The sequence below is a fragment of the Actinophytocola sp. genome, assembly GCF_045807065.1.
Taxonomy (GTDB): Bacteria; Actinomycetota; Actinomycetes; order Mycobacteriales; family Pseudonocardiaceae; genus Actinophytocola.
Genome location: NZ_JBJMIE010000483.1, coordinates 1 through 12,158, shown reverse-complemented (window position 1 = coordinate 12,158; position 12,158 = coordinate 1). Strand labels below are relative to the sequence as shown.

Below are 12,158 nucleotides of genomic sequence, written 5' to 3'. Positions count from 1 at the left end.
GGTCTGGATGGCCAGCGGGCTGGCCGGGTCGGTCGCGGAACCGAGCAGCTCCCGCTGCCAGCACGTGTAGTCGGCGTACTGCACGGCCAGTGGCGTCCACTGTGGTCTGCCGCCCTGCTCGCGTGCCGTGTACGCCGCGGCGAGATCCCGCGCCAGTGGACCGAGTGACCAGCCGTCGCCCGCGATGTGGTGCACGAGCACCAGCAGCACGTGCTCGTGCGGTCCCGTGACGAACAACTCGGCGCGGACCGGGAGTTCGACGGCGAGGTCGAAGCCGTGCCGTGCCGCGTGTCGCAGGGCCTGCCGCAGTTGGTCCTCGGTTCTCGTCTCCGTCAGCGGCAGGGCCACGTCGACGGCTTCCGCGTCGAGGGTGTGCTGGTAGGGACGCCCACCGCGGTCGGGGAACACGGTGCGCAGGCTTTCGTGCCGACGCACGACGTCGCCCAGCGCGGCGCGGAGCGCGGGCACGTCCAGCCGACCGGACAGTCTCAGCACCAGCGGGATGTTGTAGGTGGCGCTGGGCCCTTCCAGCCGGTGCAGGAACCACAGTCGCTGCTGGGCGGAGGACAGCGGCAGAGCCTCCGGACGCGGTGCCGGTACCAGTGGCGGGCGACGCGTGCCACCCACGGCGAGCCGCCGGGCCAGCCCGGCCACCGTCGGTGTCTCGAACACCTCGCGGATGGCGATCTCGACGTCCAGCACGGTGCGGATCCGGCTGACGAGCCTGGTCGCCAGCAGGGAGTGGCCGCCCAGTTCGAAGAACCCGTCGTCGACGGTCACCCGGGCAACGCCGAGCACCTCGGCGAACAGCCGGCAGAGTATCTCCTCGCGTGGGTCTCCTGGCGCTCGGCCGGCTTGCCGCGTGGTCCACCGCGGTGCCGGCAGTGCCCGGCGGTCGAGCTTCCCGCTCGCGGTGCGGGGCAACGTGTCCAGCGCCACCACCGCCGAGGGCAGCATGTACTCCGGCAGCCTGCCGGGCAGCCATGCGCGCAGTGTCGTCACCAGGTCGTTCGCATGCCGGGCGGCCATCGGGTTGTTGCTCGTCGGCAGGGCGGAACGGGTTACCGCCAGGTCCACCGGTGCCCGGCCGGCCAGCCACCCGGGCCGTGCGAACAGCACGTCGACGGTGCCATTGGCAGCCGGTGCGATGGCGGTCCAGTAGCCGTGCCGCTCACCCAGCCGGCACAGCTGTTCGGGATCGGCGCCGCGGACCGTGTCCAGAACGGCGCGCGCTTCGTCGGCGGACGCTCCCGCCGCCAGCGACTCCGCGGCGGCGAGCTCGTGCGCCGTGCGGGCGTTGCGCACTCCGCTCAGGCGTACGGCGTCCGGCCGACGATCCGCGAGCACGTCGAGCACGCCGACCGCGGTGTCCTGCCACCGCACGGTTTCGATGTCCGCGAGCGACTGGAACGCCGCCGGGTCGCCGGTGTGCAGAACGACGTCATACCGGTGACGGGTCAACTCGTTGTGGTAGCCGCCGCGTTTGAACCGGAGATCGACCCCGGTCACCGCCGGAACGGTCCCGGGCAACGTCGTGAAGAACTCCGGTGCCAGCAGGAGCTCGCGTTCCGTCGCCACCGCTCGCTCGACGTCGAGCTGTATCGCCTCCACTGTGGAGTGCCGGTCGGTCTTGACCAGCTCGGCCGCTGTGTAGAGGACCCGCTGGGTACGCAGGTCGCGCACGTCGCCGACGAAGATCCGTCCCGCCGGCGCGAGCAGCGGCAGCACCGCGCGAAGCACGTCGAGCAGGTGCTCGGTGTGTGGGAAGTACTGCACCACGGAGTTGAGCAGGACCACGTCGAAGAACCCGACGGGCAGGCCGTCGGTGACATCGGCAGGCTGGCGGCGCAACCGGACGATCCCGGCGAGGTCGGGTCGTCGCGCGACCTGCTCGCGCAGTGCCTCGATCGCCGGGCCGGAGAAGTCCGTACCCCAGTACGCCTCGCGGTCCGGTGCCAGTCGCGAGAGCAGGAGGCCGGTACCGACGCCGATCTCCAGCACGCGCCGGGGTGCCAGCTCGTTGACCCGGTCGACGGTCGCCGCCTGCCACTCGCGCATCTGCGCGGGAGGGATCGGGGCGCCGTCGTAGCTGCTCACCCAGCCGGAGAAGTCCTCGCCCCACCGCCCGCCCGGTGTGTCGTAGAGGGCGTCGTAGATCTCCCGCCACTCGCTGACCTGGTCACCTCCCGCCGCGGGATCGTCGCGCGGCACCACATAGGCCACCAGCCGTTTGTCACCCGGTATGTCCTCCCGCGTGATCACCGCCGCCTCGGCCACCCCCGGATGCGTGGCCAGCGCCAGTTCCACCTCGGCAGGCTCGATCCGGTGCCCGCGGACCTTGACCTGGTCGTCCGCCCGTCCGACGAACTCGAGCACGCCATCGCGCGTCCACCGGACCAGGTCGCCGGTGCGGTACATGCGGTCCCCGGCCGGCCCGAACGGGTCGGCCACGAACCGCTCGGCGGTCGCGGCGGGACGACCGAGATAGCCGCGTGCGACTCCCGCACCCGCGACGTGGAGTTGCCCCACCACGCCCGGCGGCACCAGGTTCAGCGCCGGATCGAGCACGTACAGCCGCCTGCCTGCCAGCGGCCCGCCGATGTGGACGGTATGGCGCACGGTCACCGGGTCGGGCACGGCATGCCGGGCGGCGAACGTGGTCGTTTCGGTCGGACCGTATCCGTTGACGAACGCCACCGCCGGGCACGCCTCGGCAAGGCGCCGAACAGCATCCGGCGACACCACGTCGCCGCCCGCGAGCACTTGGCGCAGACCGGTGAAGCAGTCCGGCGCTTCCTCGGCGAAGGCGGCGAAGAGATCGGCGGTCAACCAGACGGCGGTCACGTGGTGTGCCTCGACCAGTCCGCGCAGGGTTTCCGGGGTGAGCCCGGTGTCGGGCGCCACCACCACTTGTCCGCCGGTCAGCAACGGCACCCACAGTTCGTAGGTCGACGCGTCGAAGCTCAGCGGCGAGTGCAGCAGGACGCGGGTGCTGTGCGCACGCACCACCGGGTCGAGCACCAGCGCGGACACGTTGGCATTCGTGACGGCGACGCCCTTGGGCCTGCCGGTGGACCCAGAGGTGTACATCACGTACGCGAGGGCGTCGGAATGCCCGTGTGGCGGGGGATCGGTGACCGGACCGGCCACATCGTCGTCGAGGGTGATCGTCGTCCGGGGTCCGAGCAGGCCGGGCAGTGCCGACGAACCGTCCGCCAGCAGGATGTCGGCGTGCGCCTCGGTCCACATCTGCCGCAGCTGGTGCTCCGGGCGGCTCTCGTCGAGCGGCAGATACGCCGCACCGGACTTGCTGACCGCGAGGATCGCCACCACAGCGTGCACCGAACGGCGGGAACCGAGCCCCACGATCGTGTCCGGGGCGGCGCCGTGCCGGATCAGCTCGTGCGCGAGCCGGTTCGCTCGTTCGTTCAGCTCGGCATAGCTGAGCGTTTCCCCGGCGGCGGCCAGTGCCGGCGCGTCCGGGGTGCGTGCGACCTGCTCCTGGAAGAGCGCCGCCAGCGTCGCGGTACGCGTCCCGACGGCGAGGCCGTGGCCTACGGCGAGCATCCGGTCGGCCTGGCGGCCGGCGAGCATCGGCACCGCACCGATGGAGCGTCGCGGGTTTCGGGTGAACTCCTCCAGCAGCCGCCGCCAGATGTCCACTAGCGACTCGACGGTCTCCCGGTCGAAGACGTCGGTGCGGTACTCCACGTACCCGTCGATACCCCGGCCGTCGGCGTCCTGCTTCTCGGCCAGGTTGAAGAACAGGTCGAAACGGGACACGCCGGGCCGCACCGGCTCGGGCCGAACCACGAGACCGGGGAGGGTGAACCGGCCGGGGGGCGTGTTCTGAAGGGCGAGCATCACCTGGAACAGCGGATGGTGCGCGGCGGAACGAGCGGGGTTGAGGGCCTCCACCACCTGCTCGAACGGGATGTCCTGGTGCGCGTATGCGGCCAGCGCCCTGGCGCGTACCCGTCCGACCAGCTCGGTGAAACCCGGGTCACCGGACGTGTCGGTACGCAACACCACCGTGTTGACGAAGAACCCCACCAGATCGTCAAGAGCCTCGTCAAGACGGCCGGCGATACCGCTGCCCATCGGGATGTCCGTGCCGCCACCGAGCTGGGTCAGCAACGCGGCCACGGAGGCCTGCACCACCATGAACAACGTGGCGTCGTGTTGTCGAGCGAGGTCGATCATCCGCCGGTGGAGCTCGTCGCCGAGCTCGAACGTCACGATGTCACCGGAGAAGGACGCGACCGGTGGGTGCGGGCGATCCACCGGCAGGTCGATCCGGTCGGGCAGGTCGGCCAGCTCCGCCCGCCAGTAGGCGAGCTGAGTCCCGGCGACGCTGCCCGGATCGTCCTCGTCCCCCAGGAGCTCCTGTTGCCACAGGGTGTAGTCGGTGTACCTGACCGGCAGCGGCGCCCAGTCCGGCTCGGTGCCGGCGCGGCGAGCGACGTACGCGGTCAACAGGTCGGTGGACAGCGGTGCCATCGACCAGCCGTCGACGGCGATGTGGTGGATGACGAGGACGAGGACGTGTTCCTCGGCAGCCAACCGGAACAACCCGGCCCGCATGGGTGCTTCGCTCGCCAGGTCGAAGGACCGCCGCGCGACGTCGGTCAGCAGCGCGGGCAGGTCCTGCTCGTTCGCGTCCCGCACCGGCAGTTCCAGTGGCGTGTCGTCCGGCAGTACCACCTGGTGTGGCGCACCGTTGTGTTCCGGGAACACCGTGCGCAGACATTCGTGTCGTGCGCGGACATCGGTCAGCGCGCGGCGCAGTGCCGGCACGTCAAGGCGGCCGCGCAGCCGCAACGCCAGTGGGATGTTGTACGTCGGGCTCGGCCCCTCGAACCGGTGGATGAACCACAGTCGCCGCTGCGCGAACGACAACGGAACTTCGCCCGCGGTCGGTCGGCGGGCCAACCGGGGCCGTGACCCGCCGAGTGCGTCGACCACGGTGGACAGTCCGGCGACCGTGGGCCGTTCGAAGATCGCGTCAATGGTCAGGTCGACGTCGAGCACCGCCCTGATCCGGCTGACCAGCCGGGTGGCCAGCAGGGAATGGCCGCCGAGCCGGAAGAAGTCGTCGTCGATGGACACCCGGTCGAGGCCGAGCACCGCGGCGAACAGCTCGCAGAGGAGTTCTTCGCGAGGTGATCGAGGCGCTCGCCCGCCGGCGGACGAGCCGGGCCGCGGCGCGGGGAGTGCCGCTCGGTCGAGCTTTCCGTTGGGGCTCAGCGGAAGCTCGGCGAGCACCACGTAGTGCCGTGGAATCATGTGCTCCGGCAACTGGTCGGCCAGGTGTGCGCGGACCCCGTCCAGCAGGGCGGCGCCCTTCCGCGGGTTCACCGGGTCGTTGGCCGGCCTGGGCGGTGGCGGGTCGAGAGGGACGTAGACGTCGGCGACGGCGACGGCGACGGCGCTCGCGGGTAGCAGCACGACATCGAATGTTCCCGCTGTCGGCGTGCTGGACCAGGTCACCAGTGCCCGGTATCCGGCCTCTTCCCCCAGAACCGCCACCACTTCGGGGTCGACTCCCCGGCGTGCCCGCAGTTCTCGCTCCACGTCCGCCGGGGGCGCGCCGGACTCGAGTGCGCGAGCGGCCGCTGTCTCGTGTGCGACGCGGCCGTTCGGGATGCCGCTCACCCGAAGGCTGGTGGGAGACTGCTCGCGAAGAATCCGGTGCAGCCCGTCCAGACTGTCCAGTTCAGCGCCCCACGGCAGGTTCGGTACCGACCTGACCGAGTCGACCGGACCCGTGTGCAGCACCACGTCGTACCTGTGCCGAGTCATCTCGTTGTGCGCCCGGCCACGCCTGAGCCGGATGTCCACACCGGACACACCGAACACGCCGGCCAGCCCGGTGAAGAACTCGGGCTCCAGCAGCAGTTCTTTCTCCTGGGCGATGGCTCGGTGGACGGCGTCGGCCAGACCGTCCGTCCGCCCACGGCCCACCTCGACCGCGGTACAGAGGCCGCGGTGGGATCGCAGCAGGCGGACGTCCCCGACGAACACGCGGCCGCCGGGTGCGAGCAACCCCGACAGCTTCTCCAGTACGTCCACCACGTACTCGACACCGGGAAAGTACTGCACGACCGAGTTCAGCACGATCGTGTCGAAGAACCCGGCGGGCAAACCGTCGACCAGGTCGGCGGGCTGGCACCGCAACTCCACGACACCGGCCAGTTCCGGTCGACCACCGACCTTGCGACGCAGTCGCTCGATCGCGGGCGGCGAGATGTCCGTGCCCCAGTACGACGCACAGTCCGGCGCCAGCTCCGACAACAACAACCCGGTGCCGACACCGATCTCCAGCACGCGCCCGAGCCCGCACTCCCGAATCCGGGTGACGGTCGCGTCCCGCCACTCCACCATCTCCGCCGTCGGGATCGGCGAACCCGTATAACTGCTCACCCATCCCGAGAAGTCACCCGCACGGTCCGGCACGTCAAGCCCGTACAGGGAGTCGTACACCGACCGCCACTCGTCGACCTGGGCACGGCTGTCCCCCTCGGTCCGCCCGGCGGGAACGACGTAGCCGGTGAGCGTCCGATCACCGGCGTGGTCACCGTGCACGGCCACGGCGGCTCGTGCGACGCCGGGAGCGGCGATGAGCGCGTGCTCGACCTCGCCGAGCTCGACCCGGTGACCGCGGATCTTGACCTGGTCGTCGACACGCCCGGTGAAGACCAGCGCACCGGCGCGGGTCCGGCGAACCAGGTCCCCCGTGCGGTACATCCGCGAACCGGGCGGTCCGAAGGGATCGGGCACGAACCGCTCCGCGGTCAGTCCCGGCCGGTGCGCGTAGCCCCTGGCAAGTGAGTCGCCCGCGACATGGAGCTCACCCACGTCTCCCGGCGTGACCGACCCGAGGCGATCATCCAGCACGTGCACCCGCGTGCCCGTGACGGGCCGGCCGATCGGTGCCTCGCCGTCGTCGGTCAGTGGTGTGCTCATGGTGGCGCACACGGTGGTCTCGCTCGGACCGTAGGCGTTGATCACCCGCCGCCCGGTCGCCCACCTCGCGACCAGGTCGGGCGGACAGGCCTCGCCCGCGAGAACCAGGGTGGCCACGGTGGGAAGTGGGCGTACGGGCACGGTGGCCCATACCGACGGCGGAACCGTCACGTGCGTGACGCGATGACGCTCGATGATGTCGGCCAGCGCGTCCCCGGCCAGTACCCGGTCACCGCGCGGGAGCACCAGGGTGGCGCCCAGCAGCAGCGACATGGACAGTTCCCAGAAGGCCGCGTCGAAGCTGGGCGAGGAGAACTGGAGCACGCGCGCGCCGGGTCCGGCGCCCAGCGCGTCGGCCTGCGCCCGTGCCAGGGCGGCGATGCCGCGATGGGACACCACGACACCCTTGGGCGTCCCGGTGGACCCGGACGTGTAGACCATGTATGCCGCGCTGTCGGCCGTGAGGGGTGCGGCACGCTCGTCGTCCACGACGTCGTGGTCGGGTCGGTCCGCCGGCACCGCCATCAGGTCGGTGCCGCCGAGGGTGAGGAAGGCCCCGCAGTCGGCCACCATGTGGGCCACCCGTGCTTGCGGGTACCGGGGGTCCACCGGAACGTAGGTGCCGCCCGCCTTCAGCACGGCGAGCATGGCCACCACGAGGTCGGGTGAGCGAGCCGAGGTCAGCGCCACCACCCGTTCGGCTCCGACGCCCCGGCTGACCAGCTCGCGTGCCAGCCGGTTGGCTCGGCTGTTGAGCTCCGCGTAGGACCAGCTGCCCTCGTCGACGATGATCGCGGTCGCGTCGGGGTCCTTCGCGACCTGCGCCTCGAACAGATCCGGGAAGGGCACCGGCCGAGCCGGTATCCCGCACTCTTGCCTCATTGCCGCTGCTTGCGCAGTTCGTCCGCCATCAGCCGGACCGTGGTGAGCTCGAACATCGCCCCAGCGCTGAGCTCGACCTCGAAGATCTCCTTGATCTGGGCGATGAGCGCGACCGCGGCCAGCGAGTTGCCGCCGATGTCGAAGAAGTCGTCGTCCGGCCCGACGTCGGTGACACCGAGTGTCGCCGTCCACAGTGTACTGAGCGTCGTCATCGTCTGGTCGATCCCGTTCCGCGCGCCGTCGGCGGAGCCAGCCACCGGCGCCGGCGCGGCCACTGGTGACGGGATCACGTCGGCCGGCGGCGGGACCGGGACGCGCGGTGCGACTGGTTCGGCTCGTGGGCGTGGCGGGGTGGGCTCCTCGTGCGTCCAGGCCACACCGGGAACCTGGAGTCGTGCGTCGTGTGCCGCGTCCACCACGACCACCGGTGGCGTGGTGGCGTCGAGCAGTGCGATGAACACGCGAGCACCTTCCCGCGGGCTCAGCAGCCCGGGGCGCACCGGCTCGGGCCGGGTCTGCGCGGCGGTGGGCACCGGCCGTGGCTGGGGTGGCCGCGCACTGAACGCGTCCTGCTTCACCTCACGGACGGTGAACCCCTCGACCCGGACGAGGAGGTCACCGGTCTGGGTGTCGTACACGTCGATGTCGATCGGCCGTGGCCGCCGCGCCGCGTCCCCGCTCAGGCGCGAATGAACGGTGACGTCGCCGGTCAGCGGACCGAAGGCGACAACCCTGCGGTAGAGGAACGGCGCGTACTCGTGGCCGGGGATGACGTCGGTGAGCACCCCGGTGGCGCCGTCCAGCACCGCGGGGTGCATGGGGTGCGCGGCGAAGTCCTCGTGGAACCTCTCGGGCAGCTCGATGCGTGCCATCCGTTCCGAGCGGTCCCCGCGGACGTCCGAGACACCCTCCCACCGTTCGCCGAACTCGATCCAGTTCGCCAGGCCGAGGTGCTCGGCCGGGGCCAGCCGCGCACGGATGGACGTCAGGTCACCGCCGGAACCGCCGGCCGCCGGGACCACCGTGCCGTTCGCGCAGTCCTGCCAGGAGTCCCGGCCGCCGGCGGCTCTGGTCTGGACGCGGAACCGGTGTACGCCCGCGATGGGGGTGAGCAGGACGCGCACCTCCACCGGGCCGTCGCCGACGATGGGGGAGAGGAACACGATGTCGCGCAGCTCGATCGGCCACTGGCCGCCCTCCAGGGCCGCCATCAGCACCAGTTCGAGCGTCGCGGTGCCCGGCAGCACCGGACGGCCGGTGAAGACGTGCTCGTCGAACTCCCAGTCCTCGCCCGGAGTGAAGGTCCTGGTCAGTGTGGCGTGCTCGCTTTCCTGGGGCCGGGACGGATCCGCTGCCGCGCCGGTCAGCATGCTCAACGGCACGTCGGACCTGGCGGCCATGCCGACCTCGGCCCAACCCGGCCACTGTACGGACAGGGTGAGCCGCTCGAGCCCCTGGCACGAGCGGGCATAGCCGTCGAGGAAGGCGTTGGCCGCGGCGTAGTCCGCGCTCCCGTACAGCCCACCGAGGCCGGCCTGGCTCGAGAACAGCAGCAGGAAGTCCAGCTCGTCGCGGTCGGCGAACACGTCGTCCAGCACGAGGACGCCCCGCGCCTTCGGCGCCAGCACGGCGTCGATGTCCGTCCTGGCGCGGCGTTCCACCAGGCCGCCCCCAGCGATTCCGGCGGAGTGCACCACACCGTGGATCGGACCGAACCGCGCCTCGGCGGCGCACACCACCGCCCGCAGCGACTCGGCATCGGTGACGTCGCCCGCGATCGCCATGACCTCGGCGCCGAGCGCCTCCATCTCGGCGATCCGGTCGAGCGTCCGCCGGTCGCCTGGCGCCACCCCAGACCGGCTCATCAGGACGAGCCTCGGGCATGTTCCCGTGTCGGCCAGGGCATTGGCGACCACGAGCCCGATGCCGCCCGAGCCGCCGGTGATCAGGTAGGTACCCCGGTACCGCAGCCTGGACCGGCTGTCCCCGCCGCCGGCCGTGAGCGGTCGCAGCCGGGGCGACCACCTGCTGGTCCCGCGCAGCGCGATCAGCGGATCGCGCAGCTCGCCCAGTTCGGCACCGATGAGGTCGGCCGGGGTGCCGGGCGCGACATCGAGGCAGACCGTGGTGATCCCCGGCAGTTCCAGTGCCAGGCTTCGCAGGAGCGCCGGCAGCGTGGCCGCCGCGGGGTTGACCGGCTCGGCGCCGGTGAGGTCCACCATGTGCCGGCCGAGCACGACGAGGGTGACCGGCTGATGCTTCTGGCGCTGGTAGGAAGCGATCGCCTTGGCGCACGCATACAGGCTGTGCACGGTCGTCGCGAGCTGGTCGCCGAGCGTCCGCAGGTCCACCGTCGGCGGAAGGTCGAGCGGTGCGGCATAGGCAACGACGGTGGGTGGGTCGCCCCGCTCGGTCAGCCGGTCCAGCAGGGTTGCCCACGACGCGGTGTCCGTGGGATCGAGGTCCATGCCCACGGTCGCGGTCGAACACCGGTACCCGGCCCGGCCGAAGGCGCCGCGCAGTCCCGGGTCGGCCTGTCCGGCGGCCACCAGCAGCGCCGTGCCCCGCGGCACACGTACGTTGACGCCTGGTGTCCGACCGACCCGGTCGGCGGTCCATTCGAGGTGCCCCAGGGCGAACGGCGCTTCAGCCCAGGTGTGGCCGGGTTCCTCGACAGTCGCGGGTTCCGGCGCGACCACCGGTGCGGTGTCGGTCGGGACCTGACCGTTGCCCGTGGGCTGCGCGGCGGGCGGCGGCTGGGGGTCGATCCAGTACCGGCGGCGCTGGTACGGGTACCCCGGCACGGCGACCCGCCGGTAGCCGCGATCGCCGAGCTCGTGCCAGTACCGCACGGGCTGCCCATCCACCCACAGTTGAGCGAGGGCTTCGTCCAGCGCCCGAGCGGCCGAGCCGCTCTCCTCGCGCGGGGTGAGCGCCAGCACTCGTGAACCGCCCGCCCGGACATCGGACCGGCCCCGCAGCAGAGCGCCGAGCGTCCGGCCGGGACCGACCTCGACGAAGGTCGCCGGGCCGTCGGCGAGCACAGTGGACACCGCCTGGTCGAAGTTGACCGGTTCGACCAGCTGCCGGGCCCAGAAGCCCGGTGACGTCGCCTGTTCCGCCGTCAGTACCGCGCCGCTGGCCGCGGACACCAGGGTGATCTCGGCGGGCCGGAGCTCGCACTCGGACAGCAGCGCCTCGAGCTCCTTGGCCGCCTCGGTCATGGCCTCGGTGTGGAACGCGTGCGAGGTGCGCAGCGGCCGGCTCTGCAGACCGCGCTCGGTGAGTTCCGCCTGCACCGCGTCCATCGTCTCGGTCGGACCGGCCAGCACGACCTGCCGGGGTCCGTTGATCGCGCACACCTCCACCCGGTCGGTGACCAGCGGAGCCAGGTCGGCCATGCTCGCGTTGACCGCCAGCATGCGCCCCCTCGGCATCTGCTGGGCGAGTGCGGCGCGCGCGGCGACCACCCGCAGGCCGGTCTCGAAGTCGAACACCCCGGCCACCCCCGCCGCGACGAGCTCGCCGAGGCTGTGCCCGACCAACGCGTGCGGCCGCACACCCCAGCGGAGCATGCAGTGACCCAGTGCGTACTCCAGGACGTAGAGCAGGGGCTGCGCGACCGAGGTCTCGGCGAGTGCGGCCGGGTCGCCGGCGGTCCAGATCGAGTACAGGTCGTGGTCGACGACCGACCGGAGGACCTCGAACCCCGCGTCGCAGCCGGTGCGGAACACGGGCTCGGACTCGTACAGGTCGTGCAGCATGCGCGGCCGCTGGGCGCCCTGTCCGGGAAAGGCGAACACCACGTGCTTCGCCGTGGCGTCGGGGTGCAGGATCCGGCTCGGGTCCCGCAGGGCCTGTGCGGCATCACGCGCGCCGGTGGCGAGCACGGCCCCCCGGACCGCGCGTGGCGTGCGGCCGACGCGCAGGGTGTGTGCGGCATCGGCGAAGCCGGACTCGGGCAGCGCGTCGAAGTGGTCGGCCAGGTTGGTCTGCAGCTGATGGGCGGCGGCTTCCTCGGCTGCCGACCAGAGCACGACCTCCTGCTCTCGTGCCGGACGGTCGACACCGTCGGGCTGCGGCGCCTGTTCCAGGATGACGTGGGCATTGGTGCCGCCGATCCCGGCCGAGCTCACCGACGCCCGGCGCGCGGTGTCCTCGGGTGTCTCCCACGGGCGGGTCTCGGTGGAGACGGCGAAGGGGGAGTCGGCCCAGTCCACGGCGGTGTTCGGCGTGGTGACGTTGATGCTGGCCGGGATGCGGCGGTGGTGCAGCGCGAGCGTCGTCTTGATGAGCCCGGCGATCCCGGC

Annotated in this window: 2 protein-coding genes; both read right to left on the bottom strand. The window is 71.7% G+C overall.

The features are described from left to right. The coding region (locus ACJ73U_RS28375; protein ID WP_407780785.1) for an amino acid adenylation domain-containing protein at nucleotides 1-7,815 on the bottom strand (7,815 nt) is incomplete at its 3' end. A gap of 29 nt (nucleotides 7,816-7,844) precedes the next feature. Next, nucleotides 7,845-12,158, bottom strand: a 4,314-nt coding sequence (locus ACJ73U_RS28370) for an SDR family NAD(P)-dependent oxidoreductase (RefSeq protein ID WP_407780784.1), incomplete at its 5' end; no start/stop codon positions are given.